The 20,748-nt window shown below is 55.2% G+C and carries 17 protein-coding genes; 11 read left to right on the top strand and 6 right to left on the bottom strand.

Features of this window, described 5'->3' with window-relative positions:
• Positions 1-11 precede the first annotated feature (11 nt).
• From EAE_RS11380 to leuL, 6 genes are all read right to left on the bottom strand, one after another.
• Positions 12-2,045: an oxidoreductase gene (locus EAE_RS11380; protein WP_015704392.1), complete on the bottom strand. Its 2,034-nt coding sequence runs from the start codon at positions 2,043-2,045 to the stop codon at positions 12-14.
• Between the two features lie 369 nt (positions 2,046-2,414).
• Entirely contained in the window at positions 2,415-3,020 is a 606-nt protein-coding gene (leuD, locus tag EAE_RS11385; protein WP_015704393.1) for a 3-isopropylmalate dehydratase small subunit, read from the bottom strand.
• A 10-nt stretch (positions 3,021-3,030) separates the two neighbouring features.
• On the bottom strand, positions 3,031-4,431 hold the full coding sequence (leuC, locus tag EAE_RS11390; protein WP_015368263.1) for a 3-isopropylmalate dehydratase large subunit: 1,401 nt from the start codon (positions 4,429-4,431) through the stop codon (positions 3,031-3,033).
• A gap of 2 nt (positions 4,432-4,433) precedes the next feature.
• Entirely contained in the window at positions 4,434-5,525 is a 1,092-nt protein-coding gene (leuB, locus tag EAE_RS11395; RefSeq protein ID WP_015368262.1) for a 3-isopropylmalate dehydrogenase, read from the bottom strand.
• Positions 5,525-7,096 carry a 2-isopropylmalate synthase gene (leuA, locus tag EAE_RS11400; protein ID WP_015368261.1) on the bottom strand — a complete coding sequence of 524 codons (1,572 nt, stop codon included), beginning with the start codon at positions 7,094-7,096 and terminating at the stop codon, positions 5,525-5,527. The genes leuB and leuA overlap by 1 nt, the downstream gene beginning before the upstream one ends.
• A 93-nt stretch (positions 7,097-7,189) precedes the next feature.
• Positions 7,190-7,276 carry a leu operon leader peptide gene (gene leuL / locus EAE_RS11405; RefSeq protein ID WP_020079614.1) on the bottom strand — a complete coding sequence of 29 codons (87 nt, stop codon included), beginning with the start codon at positions 7,274-7,276 and terminating at the stop codon, positions 7,190-7,192.
• A 603-nt stretch (positions 7,277-7,879) separates the two neighbouring features.
• On the opposite strand from leuL, the gene leuO reads away from it, so the two are divergent.
• The 11 genes from leuO (at position 7,880) to mraY (ending at position 20,747) form a co-directional block, all read left to right on the top strand.
• On the top strand, positions 7,880-8,848 hold the full coding sequence (gene leuO, locus EAE_RS11410; RefSeq protein ID WP_015704394.1) for a transcriptional regulator LeuO: 969 nt from the start codon (positions 7,880-7,882) through the stop codon (positions 8,846-8,848).
• Positions 8,849-9,237: 389 nt separating this feature from the next.
• Positions 9,238-10,962 (top strand): acetolactate synthase 3 large subunit, encoded by a 1,725-nt coding sequence (gene ilvI, locus EAE_RS11415; RefSeq protein WP_015704396.1) that lies wholly within the window; start codon positions 9,238-9,240, stop codon positions 10,960-10,962.
• Between the two features lie 2 nt (positions 10,963-10,964).
• On the top strand, positions 10,965-11,456 hold the full coding sequence (gene ilvN, locus EAE_RS11420; RefSeq protein WP_015368257.1) for an acetolactate synthase small subunit: 492 nt from the start codon (positions 10,965-10,967) through the stop codon (positions 11,454-11,456).
• 197 nt (positions 11,457-11,653) lie between these two features.
• Positions 11,654-12,658 carry a catabolite repressor/activator gene (gene cra / locus EAE_RS11425; protein WP_015704397.1) on the top strand — a complete coding sequence of 335 codons (1,005 nt, stop codon included), beginning with the start codon at positions 11,654-11,656 and terminating at the stop codon, positions 12,656-12,658.
• A 638-nt stretch (positions 12,659-13,296) separates the two neighbouring features.
• Complete coding sequence (mraZ, locus tag EAE_RS11430) at positions 13,297-13,755, top strand: division/cell wall cluster transcriptional repressor MraZ (protein ID WP_015368255.1); 459 nt, start codon at positions 13,297-13,299, stop codon at positions 13,753-13,755.
• Between the two features lies 1 nt (position 13,756).
• On the top strand, positions 13,757-14,698 hold the full coding sequence (rsmH, locus tag EAE_RS11435) for a 16S rRNA (cytosine(1402)-N(4))-methyltransferase RsmH (protein WP_015368254.1): 942 nt from the start codon (positions 13,757-13,759) through the stop codon (positions 14,696-14,698).
• Positions 14,695-15,060 carry a cell division protein FtsL gene (gene ftsL / locus EAE_RS11440; protein ID WP_015704398.1) on the top strand — a complete coding sequence of 122 codons (366 nt, stop codon included), beginning with the start codon at positions 14,695-14,697 and terminating at the stop codon, positions 15,058-15,060. The genes rsmH and ftsL overlap by 4 nt, the downstream gene beginning before the upstream one ends.
• A 15-nt stretch (positions 15,061-15,075) precedes the next feature.
• Positions 15,076-16,842, top strand: a complete 1,767-nt coding sequence (locus EAE_RS11445; RefSeq protein ID WP_015368251.1) for a peptidoglycan glycosyltransferase FtsI — start codon at positions 15,076-15,078, stop codon at positions 16,840-16,842.
• Positions 16,829-18,316 carry a UDP-N-acetylmuramoyl-L-alanyl-D-glutamate--2,6-diaminopimelate ligase gene (murE, locus tag EAE_RS11450; protein ID WP_015704399.1) on the top strand — a complete coding sequence of 496 codons (1,488 nt, stop codon included), beginning with the start codon at positions 16,829-16,831 and terminating at the stop codon, positions 18,314-18,316. Before EAE_RS11445 ends, murE begins: the two co-directional genes overlap by 14 nt.
• Positions 18,313-19,671 carry a UDP-N-acetylmuramoyl-tripeptide--D-alanyl-D-alanine ligase gene (gene murF / locus EAE_RS11455; protein ID WP_015704400.1) on the top strand — a complete coding sequence of 453 codons (1,359 nt, stop codon included), beginning with the start codon at positions 18,313-18,315 and terminating at the stop codon, positions 19,669-19,671. The genes murE and murF overlap by 4 nt, the downstream gene beginning before the upstream one ends.
• Positions 19,665-20,747: a phospho-N-acetylmuramoyl-pentapeptide-transferase gene (mraY, locus tag EAE_RS11460; protein WP_004204335.1), complete on the top strand. Its 1,083-nt coding sequence runs from the start codon at positions 19,665-19,667 to the stop codon at positions 20,745-20,747. The genes murF and mraY overlap by 7 nt, the downstream gene beginning before the upstream one ends.
• Position 20,748 lies beyond the last annotated feature (1 nt).

Consider the following 20,748-nt stretch of genomic DNA (forward strand, 5'->3'; position numbering starts at 1 on the left):
GATAAATATCCTCAATATGTTAAAAATGGAATCTGTTGCGCTTCGCGATTGCCGAGTACGCCCATGTCTTCGAGTATCTCCAGCACGTTGCGGCCTTCGCGCACGCCGTCGATAATTCGCCGGGCCGACAGGCTGTCACCGATATTCATGATTTTTACGTTGTTGGCGGCGGCCCACTGGGCGATGTCGTCGAGACCAGCACGGTTGGCGCGCATTCCCAGGCAGACAAAGCCGTAGTCGAAGGGAATATCGAACGTGCCGCTGGCGGTACTCACGGTGAAATGGTCTGGCGCTACGGCGGTTAATCGGGTCCGCATGTGTTGTTCCACCTGGTGTTCTTCCAGCATGGTCAACATCGCGTTTTTGGTAATAATGTCGAGGTCCTGTCCCGGCGCGTCTTGCATTTCAATTAGCACCGTCTCGGCGCCGCGCGCGGAGAAGTATTCAATGACGTCCAGGCCGACGGCGCCGCCGCCAACCACCACGATGCGTTTACCTGCGGCATCGGCAAAGGTGTCCAGATGGTTAATCATTCCGGTTATCGAGAACAGGCGACCACCTTCGGCGTCAATGTTCTCGCGCAGGCCGTCGATAGGCGGCAGCAGAGGAACCGATCCGGTGGCATTGACGATGAGCTGTGGATGCAGCGCGGCGACTGAAGCGACATCGGCGCGTTTACCGACCTGCAGCATCAGATTGCTTAGCCCGGAAAGGCGGTTTTTCATAAACTGCGGGAAATCAGCGATCCGTTTTTTCTCCGGCAGCAGCGCAATGGTGCTGGCCAGGCCGCCGACGTGGCTTTTCTCTTCCAGCAGCCAGGTGTTGCAGCCGACTTCCGCGGCGGTACAGGCGGCTTCCATTCCGGCCGTGCCGGCGCCGATCACCACGACGTTGGTTTCTCGTGAGACTCGCTGCTGCTTGTAAGCGTCGCCGTGGATAATGTCCGGATTGATCGAGCAGCGCAGCGGGCGAGAGCGGGCGATACGGTGATCCGCACAGCCGATATTGCAGGAGATGCATTTGCGCATCAGACGCTCATTGCCGCTTTGTACTTTCTGCACCCATTCTGGCTCGGCAATCAACCCACGACCAATGGCGATCAGATCGGCATCGCCGGTAGCGAGGATATCTTCGGCGATTTTTGGCGAACGAATGTTGCCGGCGATCACCGTCGGCTTATGGAATTTGTCGCGTACCGCGCGGGAGAGGTAGCGCTTCCAGCCGTCTTCCAGCGACATCTGGTCGATTTGCAGGTTCAGGTTATCGTTCTGCGCGGCAGAGACGTTAATGATGTCGACTTTGTCCTGGCACAGTTCGAGGATGCGCAGCGAATCTTCCAGCGTGTTGCCGCCCTTTAAGAAATCGTCGGCGCTGATGCGCAGGCTGATTGGGAAACGCGGCCCGACGCAGGCGCGAACCTTATCGATAATCAGGCTTAATATGCGGGTGCGGTTTTCGATACTGCCGCCAAATTCGTCGGTACGTTTATTAAATAACGGTGACAAAAACTGGCTAATTAAATAGGAATGGCCGCCATGAATTTCTACACAGTCAAATCCGGCGCGGCGCACGCGCTCCGCGGCGTCGCCGAATTTGTCCACCGCGTGATAAATTTCCTCATGGGTCATTGGCCGCGGAATATTACCGTGCTTTTTCGACGGCGTGCAGGAAGCGGATAACGGCGTCTGCCCATTCAGGCGATAAGCATAAGCCGAAGCGCCCGCGTGGTTCAGCTGAATCGCTACGCAAGCGCCGTGTTTATGAAGGGTTTCGGTTAATTTAAACAGGCGTGGGATATATTGATCGTTATCGATGCGTAACTGCGTTGTACCATTGGAGGCGAAGGGAAAATCGATGCAGATATTTTCCACGGTAATGAGCCCGGTGCCGCCTTTCGCCCGCAGCTCGTAGTATTCAAGCTGTTCCTGCGAGACCTCGCCGTTGAGGGTAGCCATATTGGTGCCCATCGGCGGCATAATAATACGGTTTTTTATGGTCATCCCGTTGATGGTCAGCGGGCTGAATAGGTGAGGATAGTGGCTCATTTAGGCTCTCCACAAGAACGCCCGGCGACCCACGAGGTGATGTAGGCGGCGTGGCGTATCTAAAGTTAATATTTCTCTGTCTGGAAAGATAACGAGCCGGGGAGGGGAAAAATAATGCTTTTTTTTGCGCTGAGCTATAGGGGTTTTCTATGGAGTTAACCGTTAATTCACATATTGCTCGGTTTGTTTTAAATACTTCCGTTGATTATTTACTTGTCATTGTGGATATATACAAAAATAGCCTGCTAATGCCGGTATAAATGCACGATGAGGGATGGGAAGGATAAAATTATCTATTAATTATACGTATTAATATGCGCCTGAGAGGGGCAAAAAGAGAAAGCCCGGCTTGTTCACCGGGCTTGAAGATTAGTTCATAAAGGCGGGCTGTTGGCGTTCGTAGGCGGAAATCGCCTCTTCATGCTGCAGCGTCAGGCCGATGCTATCCAGGCCGTTGAGCATACAGTGGCGGCGGAAGTCGTCGATTTTAAAGCTGTAGGTTTTATCCCCGGCTTTAACCACCTGCGCTTCAAGGTCAACTTCAAAGCTGATGCCCGGGTTCGCCTGTACCAGCTTGAACAGCTCGTCCACCTGCTCATCGCTGAGCGTCACCGGCAGCAGTTGGTTATTAAAGCTGTTGCCGTAAAAGATATCGGCAAAGCTTGGCGCAATCACCACTTTGAAACCGTAATCGGTCAACGCCCACGGCGCGTGCTCGCGCGAGGAGCCGCAGCCGAAGTTTTCACGCGCCAGCAGGATAGACGCCCCTTTATATTGCGGGAAGTTCAGCACGAACTCCGGGTTCGGTTGCTGCCCCTGGTCGTCGAGGAAACGCCAGTCGTTAAACAGGTGCGCGCCAAAGCCGGTACGCGTCACTTTCTGCAGGAACTGCTTTGGAATGATCGCATCGGTATCAACGTTTGCGGCATCCAGCGGAACCACCAGGCCAGTATGTTGGGTAAATTTCTCTGCCATGATGGTCTCCTTATTTCAAGTTACGGATATCGGCGAAATGGCCGGTAACCGCTGCTGCCGCGGCCATCGCCGGGCTGACTAAATGGGTGCGTCCGCCGCGGCCTTGACGGCCTTCAAAGTTACGGTTGCTGGTAGAGGCGCAACGTTCGCCGGGATTCAGGCGGTCGTTGTTCATCGCCAGACACATGGAGCAGCCCGGTAAACGCCACTCAAAACCGGCGTCGATGAAAATCTTATCCAAACCTTCGGCTTCCGCCTGCGCTTTCACCGGGCCGGAGCCGGGAACCACCAGTGCCTGTACGCCCGGCGCCACTTTACGCCCTTTGGCGATTTCCGCCGCCGCGCGTAAATCTTCGATTCGCGAGTTAGTACAGGAACCGATAAAGACTTTGTCGATCGCGACCTCGGTCAACGGTACGCCGGATTTCAGGCCCATATAGGCCAGCGCTTTTTCGGCGCTGGCGCGCTCGACCGGATCGCTGAACGACGCCGGATCCGGGATAATATCGGTAACCGAGATGACCTGGCCTGGATTGGTGCCCCAGGTGACCTGCGGCGCAATCTCTTCCGCCTGCAGCGTCACCACGGTATCGAAGGTGGCGTCATCATCGGTTTTCAGCGTTTTCCAGTATTCCACCGCGTCGGCGAAATCCTGGCCCTTCGGCGCGTGCAGGCGGCCCTGCACGTAATTGAATGTCGTCTCGTCAGGCGCGACCAGACCCGCTTTGGCGCCCATCTCGATTGCCATATTGCACAGAGTCATACGGCCTTCCATGCTCAGATCGCGAATGGCTTCGCCGCAGAATTCGACGACATGGCCGGTACCGCCGGCGCTACCGGTTTTACCAATGATTGCCAGCACAATGTCTTTCGCGGTAATGCCCGGCGCCGCTTTGCCACGGACTTCGATTTTCATGGTCTTCGCGCGCCCCTGTTTCAGGGTCTGAGTCGCCAGCACATGTTCAACTTCAGAGGTGCCGATACCGAATGCCAGCGCGCCGAATGCGCCATGGGTCGCGGTATGGGAATCGCCGCACACGATGGTCATCCCCGGCAGGGTGACGCCCTGTTCCGGGCCCATCACGTGTACGATGCCCTGGAACGGGTGATTTAAGTCATACAGCTCAACGCCAAATTCTTTGCAGTTCTTAATCAGTTCCTGCATCTGGATGCGGGCCATTTCGCCGGAGGCGTTGATATCTTTGGTCTGCGTCGAGACGTTGTGATCCATGGTGGCGAATGTTTTACCCGGCTGACGCACCTGGCGGCCATGGGCGCGCAGCCCGTCAAACGCCTGCGGAGAGGTGACTTCGTGCACCAGATGGCGGTCGATATACAGCAGCGGTGTTTCGTTCTGCGCTTCGTACACCACGTGCGCATCAAATAATTTCTCGTATAACGTCTTCGCCATGATTACACCCCTTCCGCGACATAGCGGGCAATGATATCGCCCATTTCATCTGTACTGACCGCCGCCGTACCGCGCGCTAAGTCGCCGGTACGAATGCCTTCTTCTAATGCGCGGTTGATAGCGCGTTCAATGGCGCTCGCCGCGTCGCCCGCATCCAGGCTGTAGCGCAGCAGCAGCGCCAGCGACAGGATTTGCGCAATCGGGTTGGCGATATTTTTGCCCGCGATGTCCGGCGCCGAGCCGCCCGCTGGTTCATACAGGCCAAAACCTTGCTCGTTGAGGCTGGCGGACGGCAACATGCCCATAGAGCCGGTGATCATCGCGCACTCGTCGGACAGGATGTCGCCAAACAGGTTGGAGCACAGCAGTACATCGAACTGCGACGGATCTTTAATAAGCTGCATGGTGGCATTATCGATATACATATGCGCCAGTTCGACGTCCGGATACTCTTTGCCAATCTCGTTGACGATTTCGCGCCACAGGATAGAAGACTGCAGGACGTTGGCTTTATCGATTGACGTCACTTTATGGCGACGCTTGCGCGCCGATTCAAAGGCAATACGCGCGATGCGCTCGATTTCAAAGCGGTGGTATACCTCAGTATCGAAAGCTTTTTCATGCTGGCCGCTGCCTTCACGACCTTTCGGCTGACCGAAGTAGATGCCGCCGGTCAGTTCGCGCACGCACAGAATGTCGAAGCCATTGGCGGCGATATCGGCGCGCAGCGGGCAGAATGCTTCCAGCCCCTGATACAGTTTAGCCGGGCGCAGGTTGCTGAATAATTTGAAGTGCTTACGCAGCGGCAGCAGCGCGCCGCGCTCCGGCTGTTCGGCCGGCGGCAGATGTTCCCACTTCGGGCCGCCGACGGATCCGAACAGAATCGCGTCAGCCTGCTCGCAGCCATCAACGGTGGCTTGCGGCAGCGGCATGCCCTGACGGTCGATGGCGATGCCGCCCACGTCGTACTGGCTGGTGGTGATACGCATTGAAAAACGGTTACGAACGGCTTCCAGTACTTTCATCGCCTGGTTCATCACTTCCGGGCCAATTCCATCACCCGGCAAAACGGCAATATGATAATTCTTCGACATTACACGGTTTCCTTGTTGTTCTCTTTATTCTGAGCCTGGCGTTGCAATTCTTTTTCGACTTCGGCGGCGCGCCAGATGTTGTTAAGCACATGTACCATCGCTTTTGCTGAAGATTCGACGATATCGGTCGCGAGGCCGACGCCGTGGAAGCGGCGACCGTTGTATTCCACGACAATATCCACCTGACCCAGCGCATCTTTGCCGTGGCCTTTGGCGCTTAAGCCATACTTCACTAAGTCGATGTTGTAGTCTGTCACACGGTTGATTGCCTGGTAGATAGCGTCAACCGGGCCGTTGCCGTTGGCGGCTTCGGTTTTGATGTCATCACCGCAGGCCAGCTTGATAGAGGCGGTAGCGATATCGCTGGAGCCAGACTGGACGCTGAAGTAGTCCAGACGGAAATGCTCTGGCTCTTCCTGCTGTTTATTGATAAATGCCAGCGCTTCCAGGTCGTAGTCGAAGACCTGGCCTTTTTTATCCGCCAGCTTCAGGAACGCGTCATACAGATGATCCAGGTTGTAGTCGCTCTCTTTGTAGCCCATCTCTTCCATACGGTGTTTCACCGCCGCGCGACCGGAGCGTGAAGTCAGGTTCAGCTGTACCTGGTTCAGGCCGATGGATTCCGGGGTCATGATTTCGTAGTTTTCGCGGTTCTTCAGCACGCCATCCTGATGAATACCGGAAGAGTGGGCGAAGGCGCCGGTACCGACGATAGCTTTGTTAGCCGGGATCGGCATATTGCAGATTTGGCTGACGGTCTGGCTGGTACGCCAGATTTCATGGTGATTGATGTTGGTGTGCACGTTCATGATGTCTTTGCGCACCTTGATCGCCATGATGACTTCTTCCAGCGCGCAGTTACCGGCGCGTTCGCCGATACCGTTCATCGCGCCTTCTACCTGACGAGCGCCAGCGTGGACGGCGGCGAGGGCGTTGCCGACGGCGATACCTAAATCATCATGGGTGTGGACTGAAATAATTGCTTTATCAATGTTTGGTACGCGTTCATACAGGCCGCTGATGATGTTGGCGTATTCGAATGGCATGGTGTAGCCGACGGTATCCGGGATATTAATGGTCGTGGCGCCGGCGCGGATAGCCGCTTCAACGACGCGAGCCAGATCGTCGATCGGCGTACGACCTGCGTCTTCACAGGAGAATTCCACGTCGTCGGTATAGTTACGCGCACGTTTCACCATATAAATAGCGCGTTCGATGACCTCATCCAGCGTGCTGCGCAGCTTGGTGGCGATATGCATCGGAGACGTGGCGATGAAGGTGTGGATGCGGAACGCTTCCGCCACTTTTAAGGATTCCGCCGCCACGTCGATATCTTTCTCAACGCAGCGCGCCAGAGCGCAAACGCGGCTATTTTTGATGGTGCGAGCGATGGTCTGTACCGATTCAAAATCGCCCGGGGAAGAAACCGGGAAACCGACTTCCATTACATCGACGCCCATACGTTCGAGGGCCATGGCGATCTGCAGCTTCTCTTTCACGCTCAGGCTGGCCTGTAACGCTTGTTCCCCATCACGTAAGGTCGTATCGAAAATAATGACTTGCTGGCTCATGGTTGAGATCCTTAATCTGTTGCCTGGCGCCTTGCTTCGAGCATAAAAAAACCCGCGCAATGGCGCGGGTTTAGTGTCTTGCTGGAAGATGACTTAACGCTGAACGTCGCCCAACAGCCTACCGCGCACAATGGATGCGTTTAGTAGTAGTAGGCTGGTGAAGCGAGTGGTGCGAATCATGCGTCATACTCCAGTTGAAATCGATATGCTTTTAGAGTTACTGGATAGCGGTTTTGATGTCAACCCCAGGCAAGATAAAAACTGTTTTTTACCTGTCAGGTGAATTAGCTAATTGTGCTGGATTATCCCTCATTTCGCCGACGATCCTATTTGAGACATTCATCGACTGCTGGAAAAATAAAACAATTAGAAAAAATAATTTTCATTCAAGGACTCAATGTCAATGGGGGATGCCTGGTTGATAAGGTAATGAAACATAAAGTGTTATATGCCTTTTACCTTTATGCGCTGCCGCATTGAGTCGTTCGAAAGGATAACGAAGTGTTAATTTTAATCAGGTAAAAAATAGATAGTTAATTAATACTTAAATTGCAATTAACTATTGGTGGTGTTGTTTATTCCTGTGATCTATGGGTACACTTTATATCATCAAGTAAATGATATGTTTTAGGCGGGTTCCGGTGATATCCAGTGAGGTTTTTCGTCGCTACTCATAACCTTGATATATTCCTAAAATTCCATTTTGCCCTTTTGCAGATTTAATATGCATGATAAATGATATTGTCTTAATTAATTACTGCACTTTGGTAAAAGGAATTTAGCGTGACGGTGGAGTTAGATATGTTAATTGAAAATACTGAATATAAATCAGCCCCGGGACAGGAAGTCGTCAAACCACAACTGCGGATGGTGGATCTCAACCTGCTGACCGTCTTTGATGCGGTGATGCAGGAACAAAATATTACCCGTGCGGCCCACACTCTCGGCATGTCTCAACCGGCGGTGAGTAACGCGGTATCTCGTCTCAAGGTGATGTTTAATGATGAACTGTTTGTTCGCTATGGGCGTGGCATTCAGCCAACGGCGCGGGCCTATCAGCTGTTCGGCTCAGTACGCCAGGCATTGCAACTGGTGCAAAATGAGTTGCCGGGTTCCGGTTTTGAACCGCTGAGCAGTGAGCGCGTATTTAACCTCTGCGTTTGTAGCCCATTGGATAATTACTTAACCTCGCTAATATTTAATAAAGTTGGTGAAATCGCGCCAAATATTCATCTGGTCTTTAAATCAGCGCTACATCAAAACACCGAACATCAGCTGCGTTATCAGGAAATTGAATTCGTTATCGGTTATGAAGAGTTCCGTCGCCCGGAGTTTGCCTGCATACCTTTATTCAAAGATGAAATGGTTCTGGTGGCCAACCGTAAACATCCGCGTATTTCCGGGCCGCTAACGGAAGCGGATATTTATCAGGAAGAGCACGCGGTCGTCGCATTGGATCGTTATGCTTCATTTAGCCAGCCGTGGTATGACTCCGTGGATAAACAATCCTGTATTGCTTATCAGGGTAATGCCATGGTTAGCGTATTAAACGTGGTGTCGCAAACCCACATGGTGGCAATAGCGCCACGTTGGTTGGCCAATGAATTCGCTGATAAATTAGATTTGCAGATCTTACCGTTGCCGCTGAAGGTCAACAGCCGTACCTGCTTCCTCTCCTGGCACGAAGCGGCCGGTCGTGATAAAGGCCATCAATGGATGGAAGAGTTATTGGCGAATATCTGTCAGCGCTAATCGACGTTATCGACCAACGGCGGCGAAAGCGCCAGCTTATCTGAGTAAACTTTAAAAAAGCAGAATATTATTCTGTTTATCACCGCGGGTTCTCGCAACCCGACGGTGAAAAATGGATGATTTTCTGCCATAAGCCTTTTCTCCCGAGTATTGGCTATCTCATTTTGTTATTCCTGAAGCAATCCTCCATATATTTCTCCAGATGCTTTCTTTTCTACTTTTAAGAGGCGCGCTATACGCTCTCAGGCGAATTGCCTGCCTGTTGGCGAGCAGTTATGTTAATGCACAGCAAGTCGTTCACCTCAATGCGCTGTCTTGACGGCGCATCATACGACGCGCGCGGAAAATGACTTCCGCCGTCGTGAAAACAATAAGCCTGGAGGCAAACCATGGAGATGTTGTCAGGAGCCGAGATGGTCGTCCAATCGCTTGTCGATCAGGGCGTCAAGCAAGTATTCGGCTATCCCGGAGGCGCGGTCCTCGATATCTATGATGCATTACATACCCTCGGCGGCATTGACCATGTGCTGGTCCGCCATGAGCAGGCGGCGGTGCATATGGCCGACGGACTGGCGCGCGCAACCGGCGAAGTCGGGGTGGTGCTGGTGACCTCCGGCCCGGGAGCGACTAACGCTATTACCGGCATCGCAACGGCTTACATGGATTCTATTCCGCTGGTCATTCTTTCCGGGCAGGTCGCCACCTCGCTGATTGGCTACGATGCCTTCCAGGAGTGCGATATGGTCGGTATCTCGCGCCCGGTGGTCAAACACAGCTTCCTCGTGAAACAGACTGAAGATATCCCCGGGATTTTAAAGAAAGCCTTCTGGCTGGCGGCCAGCGGCCGACCGGGGCCGGTAGTGGTCGATTTGCCGAAGGATATTCTCAATCCGGCGAAAAAGCTGCCTTATGTTTGGCCGGATGCGGTCAGCATGCGTTCCTATAACCCGACAACCAGCGGTCATAAAGGGCAGATCAAACGTGCGTTGCAAACGCTGGTGGCGGCGAAAAAACCGGTCGTGTACGTTGGCGGCGGGGCAATCAATTCGCAGTGCGAAGCACAGCTGCGTACGCTGGTCGAAAAGCTGAAGCTACCGGTGGTCTCTTCATTAATGGGTTTAGGCGCTTTTCCGGCGACTCATCAGCAGGCGCTTGGCATGCTGGGGATGCATGGCACCTATGAAGCCAACATGACCATGCATCATTCCGACGTTATTTTTGCAGTCGGCGTCCGCTTTGACGATCGTACCACCAACAATTTGGCTAAGTATTGCCCGAACGCCACGGTGCTGCATATTGATATCGATCCCACGTCGATCTCCAAGACCGTCCCGGCAGATGTGCCGATCGTCGGCGACGCGCGCCAGGTGCTTGACCAGATGTTTGATCTGCTTGAGCAGGAAGAGAGCCAGCAACCGCTGGATGAGATCCGCGACTGGTGGCAGCAGATCGAACAGTGGCGTTCCCGTCACTGTCTGCAATACGACACGCAAAGCGGCAAGATCAAACCGCAGGCGGTGATTGAGGCTATCTGGCGCCTGACCAATGGTGATGCTTACGTGACTTCCGACGTTGGACAGCATCAGATGTTCGCCGCGCTCTATTATCCATTCGATAAACCACGGCGTTGGATTAACTCCGGCGGCCTCGGCACGATGGGCTTTGGCCTGCCAGCGGCACTGGGCGTGAAGATGGCGCTACCGCAAGAAACCGTTATCTGCGTGACCGGCGATGGCAGCATCCAGATGAACATTCAGGAGCTTTCCACCGCCCTGCAGTATGAACTGCCGGTGCTGGTGCTGAACCTGAATAACCGCTACCTCGGAATGGTAAAGCAGTGGCAGGATATGCTCTATTCTGGCCGCCATTCGCAGTCCTATATGGAATCGCTGCCGGACTTCGTTCGCGTCGCCGAGGCTTATGGCCACGTTGGTATTCGTATCAGCGAGCCGCAAGAGCTGGAAGCGAAGCTGGCGGATGCCCTGGAGCAGGTGCGTAATAATCGTCTGGTGTTCGTTGATGTTACGGTTGATGGTAGCGAGCATGTTTATCCCATGCAGATCCGCGGCGGCGGCATGGACGAAATGTGGTTGAGCAAAACGGAGAGAACCTGATTATGCGCCGGATATTATCTGTATTACTGGAGAACGAATCGGGAGCATTATCCCGGGTGATCGGCCTCTTTTCGCAGCGCGGCTACAATATTGAAAGCCTGACGGTAGCGCCAACCGACGATCCGACGTTGTCCCGCATGACCATCCAGACGGTGGGCGACGAAAAAGCCATTGAGCAGATTGAAAAGCAATTACATAAGCTGGTGGACGTGCTGCGGGTCAGCGAACTGGGTCAAGGCTCCCACGTCGAACGTGAAATCATGCTGGTGAAAGTGCAAGCCAGCGGTTATGGCCGCGAAGAGGTGAAACGCAACACCGAGATCTTCCGCGGGCAGATTATTGACGTCACGCCATCTATTTATACCGTGCAGTTGGCCGGAACCAGCGATAAGCTGGATGCGTTCCTGGCTTCTTTACGCGATGTCGCGCGCATTGTTGAAGTGGCGCGATCCGGAGTAGTCGGCCTGTCGCGCGGCGATAAAATCATGCGCTAACCCCTGACAAACTGACGTAAAAACAGCCCGACACGAACTGTCGGGTTATTTTTTTGCGAATTCCGTAGGAACTGTGGACGAAAGCGGTTGCCGCGCTATCTATTCTGCGTTTAGATGTTATAAAAATGGAACTCTATACTCTAATGAGTATGTCTATTTAATGGTTGTTTTTTGTACTTCTTACCCAAGGGGCAATTGTGAAACTGGATGAAATCGCCCGGCTGGCCGGTGTTTCAAGAACCACCGCGAGCTATGTGATTAATGGCAAAGCGAAGCAGTATCGCGTCAGCGATAAAACGGTCGAGAAGGTGATGGCGGTGGTGCGCGAGCACAACTACCACCCGAATGCGGTCGCTGCTGGCCTGCGCGCAGGACGCACGCGTTCAATCGGTCTGGTGATCCCGGATCTCGAAAATACCAGTTATACCCGTATTGCGAACTATCTGGAGCGCCAGGCGCGTCAGCGCGGCTACCAGTTGCTGATCGCCTGCTCGGAAGATCAGCCGGATAACGAAATGCGCTGTATTGAGCATCTGCTGCAGCGTCAGGTGGATGCAATTATCGTTTCGACTTCGCTGCCGCCGGAGCACCCGTTCTATCAGCGCTGGGCGAACGATCCTTTCCCGATTGTCGCGCTCGACCGCGCGCTCGATCGTGAACACTTTACCAGCGTCGTCGGCGCCGATCAGGACGACGCCGAGATGCTTGCCGCCGAGCTGCGCAAATTTCCCGGTGACCGAGTGCTCTATCTGGGAGCGCTGCCGGAGCTGTCAGTGAGCTTCCTGCGCGAGCAGGGGTTCCGTTCAGCCTGGAAAGACGACCCGCGCGAGGTGAACTTCCTCTATGCCAACAGCTATGAACGCGAAGCTGCGGCCCAGCTGTTTGAACGGTGGCTGGAAACGCATCCAATGCCGCAACTGCTGTTTACCACCTCTTTCCCGCTGCTGCAGGGGGTGATGGATGTCACGCTGCGCCGTGAGGGCAAACTGCCATCTGAGCTGGCCATCGCCACCTTCGGTGATAACGAACTGCTCGACTTCCTGCAGTGCCCGGTGCTGGCGGTCGCGCAGCGTCATCGCGACGTTGCCGAGCGCGTTTTAGAGATTGTACTGGCAAGCCTGGATGAACCACGTAAGCCGAAACCGGGCTTAAGTCGTATACGTCGTAACCTCTATCATCGCGGAAGTTTGAATCGTCGCTGATTCATTTGCGAAAAAAGGTTAAGATTCTTCGTAGGTTATTCGCCAGATGGATCAGCATCTGGCGATATTCCATACAATTTACGTAGAGATTCGTAAATCTATTCGCTTTCAGACAAATCCCTAAACTTCTTTACGCCTTATTTTGTTTTATTCTGGAGCAGGCTTTTCTTGTATCCAAATGGTGCAAGAAAAAGCGCAGCGGCATTAATTTGAATTGTTTTGTTACATTCTTCGTAATAATTGCTGAATTAACAATCGCTTTATCCCACCTTCCCCGCCGCTGAGAGCGTCAGGCCGCGGCACAAGTGCTTCTCCGTCCACAACAGGCACTGTTAACGGACATCAGAATGACCTAAAATGCCGCTCGCGTCGCAAACTGACACTTTATATTTTCCCGCTGAAGATATTTTGTCGTTTTTAACTGTTACGGGTTTGTTGGTTATTTTCTTACACGTATTCATAACGTTAATTTGCCTCGTTTGTTGGTGATTTATTCATCAGGGCTAATATCGGCTGTAAATAATGGGTTTTTGCGCTCCGTTGGCATTAGTGCTGGCTTGACAAGCTTTTCCTCCGCTCCGTAAACTCCTTTAGGTGGGAATTTGTGGGGTAAAGTGGCGAAAAGGGGTGAGGCTGGCATGTTCCGTGGAGCAACGTTAGTCAATCTCGACAGTAAAGGCCGTTTGGCCGTACCGACGCGCTACCGCGACGGGCTGATCGAGGATGCTTCTGGTCAAATGGTATGCACCATTGACATTCATCACCCGTGCCTGCTGCTTTATCCTTTGCCTGAATGGGAAATCATCGAGCAAAAATTGTCGCGTTTGTCGAGCATGAATCCCGTTGAGCGGCGCGTACAGCGCCTGCTTTTGGGGCATGCCAGCGAATGTCAGATGGATAGCGCCGGACGATTGCTAATCGCGCCGGTGCTGCGGCAACATGCCGGGCTGACAAAAGAAGTGATGCTGGTCGGACAGTTTAATAAATTTGAACTGTGGGATGAAACGACCTGGTATCAACGGGTCAAGGAAGATATCGACGCTGAGCAGTCCGCTACCGGTGAACTGTCGGAGCGCCTGCAGGATTTGTCTTTATAAAATGATGGAAAATTTTAAACATACTACGGTACTTCTGGATGAAGCCGTTAACGGCCTGAATATTCGTCCAAATGGTATCTACATTGATGGAACCTTTGGCCGCGGTGGTCACTCGCGTCTGATCCTCTCCCAACTGGGGGCGGAAGGGCGCCTGCTGGCAATCGATCGCGACCCGACGGCTATTGCCGTTGCGCAAACCATCGATGACCCACGCTTTTCCATCGTACATGGTCCTTTCTCGCAGCTGGCTGACTACGTCGCCGAGCGCAATCTTACCGGCAAGATCGACGGTATTCTTCTCGATCTTGGCGTTTCTTCACCGCAGCTGGACGACGCGGAACGCGGGTTCTCCTTTATGCGCGATGGTCCGCTGGACATGCGCATGGATCCGACTCGCGGTCAGTCCGCCGCCGAATGGTTACAGACCGCCGAAGAAGCCGACATCGCCTGGGTAATCAAAACCTTTGGCGAGGAGCGTTTCGGTAAACGTATCGCGCGCGCGATCGTTGAGCGTAACCGCATTGAGCCGATGACCCGTACCAAAGAGCTGGCGGAAGTTATCGCGGCGGCAACGCCGGTGAAAGATAAGCACAAACATCCCGCGACCCGTACCTTCCAGGCGGTGCGCATCTGGGTGAACAGTGAACTGGAGGAGATAGAGCAGGCGCTAAAAAGCTCGCTCGGCGTGCTGGCCCCCGGTGGTCGGCTGTCGATTATCAGTTTCCATTCGCTGGAAGACCGCATTGTGAAGCGCTTTATGCGTGAGCAAAGCCGCGGTCCGCAGGTTCCAGCAGGGATCCCGATGACTGAAGAGCAGCTCAGGAAACTGGGCGGCCGTCAGTTGCGAGCACTAGGCAAGTTGATGCCGGGCGAAGAAGAGGTGGCAGAGAATCCACGCGCCCGTAGTTCAGTGCTGCGTATCGCAGAGAGGACGAACGCATGATCGGCAGAGTGACAGTAGCCTTAAGCAAAGTTAAAGGATCGTTAGGAAGCAACGAGCGCCATGCCTTGCCTGGCGTTATCGGGGACGATCTTCTGCGGTTTGGGAAGCTGCCACTCTGCCTGTTCATTTGCATCATCATAACGGCAGTGACCGTGGTGACGACGGCGCACCATACCCGTCTGTTAACCGCGCAGCGTGAACAATTGGTTCTGGAGCGTGACGCTCTGGATATTGAATGGCGCAACCTGATCCTCGAAGAGAACGCCCTTGGCGATCACAGTCGGGTTGAGCGGATCGCGACAGAGAAGTTGCAGATGCAACACGTTGATCCATCACAAGAAAATATAGTGGTACAGAAATAAGGATTATTGCGACGCATGAAAGCAGCGCCGAAAACGCCAAAAGCAAAACGTCAGGAAGAACAGGCCAACTTTATTAGTTGGCGTTTTGCGTTGCTGTGCGGATGTATTTTAATCGCTCTCGCCTTCCTGCTTGGCCGCGTCGCGTGGCTGCAGGTGGTGAGCCCGGATATGCTGGTGCGTCAGGGAGATATGCGTTCCCTTCGTGTGCAGGAAGTGTCAACCGCGCGCGGCATGATTACCGACCGCTCCGGCCGCCCGCTGGCGGTCAGCGTGCCGGTAAAAGCCATCTGGGCCGACCCGAAAGAGCTGCATGATGCCGGAGGCGTGACGCTCGATAACCGCTGGAAAGCGTTAGCCGATGCGCTGAACATGCCGCTGGACCAGCTGGCATCGCGCATCAACAGCAACCCGCGGATGCGTTTTATCTATCTGGCGCGTCAGGTGAACCCTGACATGGCTGACTACATCAAAAAACTGAAGCTGCCGGGGATTCATCTGCGTGAGGAGTCTCGCCGTTACTATCCGTCAGGCGAAGTAACCGCTCACCTCATTGGCTTCACCAACGTCGATAGCCAGGGGATTGAAGGGGTTGAGAAAAGCTTTGATAAGTGGCTGACCGGCCAGCCGGGCGAGCGTATCGTGCGTAAAGACCGCTATGGTCGCGTGATCGAAGACATTTCTTCCACCGACAGCCAGGCGGCGCATAACCTCGCGCTGAGCATCGACGAGCGCCTGCAGGCGCTGGTATATCGCGAACTGAATAATGCGGTGGCGTTCAACAAAGCGGAATCAGGCACCGCCGTTTTGGTTGACGTCAACACCGGTGAAGTGCTGGCGATGGCGAATAGCCCGTCGTACAACCCGAATAATTTCGCGGGTACGTCCAAAGATACCATGCGTAACCGCGCCATCACCGACGTATTCGAACCGGGTTCAACGGTCAAACCGATGGTGGTGATGACGGCGCTGCAGCGCGGCATCGTCAATGAAAATACCGTGCTGAACACCATTCCATATCGAATTAACGGCCACGAAATCAAAGACGTGGCGCGCTATAGCGAATTAACCCTGACCGGGGTGCTACAGAAGTCGAGTAACGTCGGCGTTTCTAAGCTGGCGTTAGCGATGCCGTCCTCAGCGTTAGTAGATACTTACTCACGTTTTGGGCTTGGAAAGGCGACCAATTTGGGGTTGGTCGGAGAACGCAGTGGCTTATATCCTCAAAAACAACGGTGGTCTGACATAGAGAGGGCCACCTTTTCTTTCGGCTACGGGCTAATGGTAACTCCGTTACAGTTAGCGCGAGTCTACGCAACGATTGGCAGCTACGGCATCTATCGCCCGCTGTCGATTACCAAAGTTGATCCACCGGTTCCGGGCGAGCGCGTGTTCCCGGAATCACTGGTTCGTACCGTCGTTCATATGATGGAAAGCGTGGCGCTGCCCGGCGGCGGCGGCGTGAAAGCGGCGATCAAAGGCTATCGCATCGCGATTAAAACCGGTACGGCGAAAAAAGTGGGGCCGGATGGCCGCTACATCAACAAATATATTGCTTACACCGCAGGCGTTGCGCCCGCCAGCCATCCGCGTTTCGCGCTGGTGGTGGTGATCAACGACCCGCAGGCAGGTAAATACTACGGTGGCGCCGTTTCCGCGCCGGTATTCGGTGCCATCATGGGCGGCGTATTACGCACCATGAACGTCGAACCGGATGCGCTGGCAACGGGCGAAAAAAGTGAATTTGTGATTAATCAAGGCGAGGGAACAGGTGGCAGATCGTAATTTGCGCGACCTTCTCGCTCCGTGGGTGCCAAATGCGCCGGAGCGAATTCTGCGAGAGATGACGCTGGACAGCCGCGTGGCGGCGTCCGGCGACCTCTTTGTCGCGGTACAGGGTCATCAGGCGGACGGGCGTCGTTATATCCCGCAGGCGATAGCGCAAGGTGTTGCTGCCATTATTGCTGAGGCGCAGGGCGAGGCCGCAGACGGCGAAGTTCGCGAGATGCACGGCGTGCCGGTCATCTACCTGAGCCAACTGAACGAGCGGTTATCCGCGCTGGCCGGGCGTTTTTACCAACAACCTTCGCAGCAGATGCGTCTGGTGGGCGTCACTGGTACTAACGGTAAAACCACGACTACGCAGCTGTTGGCGCAGTGGGCAAAGCTGCTCGGCGAAACCAGCGCGGTGATGGGTACCGTCGGTAACGGCCTGCTGGATAAAGTGGTGCCGACCGAAAACACCACCGGCTCTGCGGTCGATGTTCAGCACGTGCTTTCCGGCCTGGTAGGGCAGGGGGCGACTTTCGGCGCGATGGAAGTCTCTTCTCACGGGCTGGTTCAGCATCGCGTGGCGGCGCTGCAGTTTGCCGCCTCGGTGTTTACCAACCTGAGCCGTGACCACCTCGACTACCATGGCGACATGGAACATTACGAAGCGGCGAAATGGCTGCTCTATTCCACCCACCATTGCGGCCAGGCCATTGTTAACGCTGACGATGAAGTCGGGCGTCGCTGGCTGGCGAAACTGCCGGATGCGGTGGCGGTGTCGATGGAAGATCATATCAATCCGAACTGCCACGGCCGCTGGCTGAAGGCGACCGCGGTCAACTATCACGACAGCGGCGCGACCATTCAGTTTGACTCGAGCTGGGGCAAGGGCGAAATCGAAAGCCGCCTGATGGGCGCCTTTAACGTCAGCAACCTGCTGCTGGCGCTGGCGACGCTGCTGGCGCTGGGCTATCCGTTGGCGGATCTGCTGAAAACCTCTTCGCGTTTACAGCCGGTGTGCGGCCGTATGGAAGTGTTCAGCGCGCCGGGCAAACCGACCGTGGTGGTTGATTACGCCCATACGCCTGACGCGCTGGAAAAAGCGCTGCAGGCCGCGCGTCTGCACTGCAGCGGCAAGCTGTGGTGCGTCTTCGGCTGCGGCGGCGACCGCGACAAAGGTAAACGCCCGCTGATGGGCGCTATCGCGGAAGAGTTTGCCGATATCGTGGTCGTGACTGACGATAACCCACGTACCGAAGAACCGCGGGCGATTATCAATGACATTCTGACTGGCATGCTTGATGCCGGGCAGGTGAAGGTGATGGAAGGCCGCGCGGAAGCGGTGACCGGCGCGGTGATGCAGGCGAAAGCGAACGACGTTGTGCTGGTAGCGGGCAAAGGCCACGAAGACTATCAGATCGTCGGTAACCGCCGTCTGGATTATTCCGACCGCGTTACCGTTGCGCGTCTGCTGGGAGCGGTAGCATGATTCGCTTTACATTAAGCCAGCTCGCCGAGATCACCCGCGGCGAACTGCAGGGTAGCGATATCGCTATCGATGACGTGACGTCCGATACCCGCAAAGTCACGGCAGGTTGCCTGTTTGTGGCGCTGAAGGGCGAGCGATTCGACGCGCATGATTTTGCCGAACAAGCGAAAGCGGCGGGCGCAGGCGCGCTGCTGGTTAGCCGCCCGCTGGCCTGCGATTTACCGCAGGTGGTGGTGAAAGATACCCGTCTGGCTTTCGGCGAGTTAGCGGCCTGGGTGCGTCAGCAGGTGCCGACCCGCGTCGTTGCGCTCACCGGTTCGTCCGGTAAGACCTCGGTGAAAGAGATGACCGCGGCGATCCTCAGTCAGTGCGGCAACACGCTGTATACCGCCGGTAATCTGAACAACGATATCGGGGTTCCGATGACGTTGCTGCGTCTGAATAAAGATCACCAGTATGCGGTGATTGAACTCGGCGCCAACCATCAGGGCGAAATCGCCTGGACCGTCAGCCTGACGCGTCCGGAAGCAGCGCTGGTCAACAACCTCGCCGCCGCGCACCTCGAAGGGTTCGGCTCGCTGGCGGGCGTGGCTAAGGCGAAGGGCGAAATCTTTACCGGTCTGCCGCAAAACGGCATCGCGATTTTGAATGCCGACAACAATGACTGGCTGAACTGGCAGAGCGTGATTGGCGATCGCAAAGTGTGGCGCTTCTCGCCGAACGCGGCGAACAGCGACTTCACGGCGACCAACGTGCATATCACCAGTCATGGTACCGAATTTACGCTGCAGACCCCGTTCGGCAACATCGACGTACTGCTGCCGCTGCCGGGGCGCCATAACATCGCTAACGCGCTGGCGGCAACATCGCTGGCGATGGCGGTCGGCGCCGATATGGCCGCGGTGAAAACCGGGCTGGCGCAGCTGCAAGCGGTGCCGGGACGTCTGTTCCCGATTCAACTGGCGGAAAACCAGCTGTTGCTGGATGACTCCTACAACGCCAACGTCGGTTCGATGACCGCCGCGGTACAGGTGCTGGCGGAAATGCCGGGCTTCCGGGCGATGGTGGTCGGCGATATGGCGGAGCTCGGCGCGGAAAGCGCGGCCTGTCATCGCGAAGTGGGCGAAGCGGCGAAAGCGGCGGGGCTGGATTGCGTCCTCAGCGTCGGTTCCCTGAGCGCGGATATCAGCAGCGCCAGCGGCGTGGGCGAACATTTTAACGATAAAGCCGCCGTGGTAGCTCGCCTGCGCGAGCTGCTGGCAGAGCATAAAATCATGACCATTTTAGTGAAGGGTTCACGTAGTGCCGCTATGGAAGAGGTAGTACGCGCATTACAGGAGATTGCGACATGTTAGTATGGCTGGCCGAACATCTGGTCAAATATTATTCCGGCTTTAACGTCTTTTCCTATCTGACGTTTCGCGCCATCGTCAGCCTGCTGACCGCGCTGTTCATCTCTCTGTGGATGGGCCCGCGCATGATCGCCCGTCTGCAAAAACTGTCCTTTGGTCAGGTCGTTCGTAACGACGGCCCGGAGTCCCACTTCAGCAAACGCGGTACCCCAACCATGGGCGGGATCATGATCCTCACCGCGATTACCGTTTCCGTCCTGCTGTGGGCTTATCCGTCCAATCCATACGTCTGGTGCGTGCTGACGGTATTAATCGGCTACGGCATCATCGGGTTTGTCGATGATTACCGTAAAGTCGTGCGCAAAGACACCAAGGGCCTGATTGCCCGCTGGAAGTATTTCTGGATGTCGGTGATTGCGCTGGGCGTAGCGTTCGCGCTGTATCTGGCGGGGAAAGACACCCCGGCGACCGAGCTGGTAGTGCCGTTCTTTAAAGACGTGATGCCGCAGCTGGGACTGTTTTACATCCTGCTGGCTTACTTCGTCATCGTCGGCACCGGCAATGCGGTCAACCTGACCGACGGCCTCGACGGCCTGGCGATTATGCCGACCGTCTTCGTCGCCGCCGGCTTTGCGCTGGTGGCGTGGGCCACCGGGAACATGAACTTCGCCAACTACCTGCATATTCCTTATCTGCGTCACGCCGGCGAGCTGGTTATCGTCTGCACGGCGATTGTCGGCGCGGGCCTGGGTTTCCTGTGGTTCAACACCTACCCGGCGCAGGTCTTTATGGGGGACGTCGGTTCGCTGGCGCTCGGCGGCGCGCTGGGCATTATCGCCGTACTGCTGCGCCAGGAATTCCTGCTGGTGATTATGGGCGGCGTTTTCGTCGTGGAAACCCTGTCGGTTATCCTGCAGGTCGGCTCGTTCAAGCTGCGCGGCCAGCGCATCTTCCGTATGGCGCCGATTCACCACCACTATGAACTGAAAGGCTGGCCGGAACCGCGCGTTATCGTGCGCTTCTGGATTATTTCGCTGATGCTGGTGCTGATTGGCCTGGCGACGCTGAAGGTACGTTAAT

The sequence above is a fragment of the Klebsiella aerogenes KCTC 2190 genome, from assembly GCF_000215745.1.
In the GTDB taxonomy this organism is placed as follows: domain Bacteria; phylum Pseudomonadota; class Gammaproteobacteria; order Enterobacterales; family Enterobacteriaceae; genus Klebsiella; species Klebsiella aerogenes.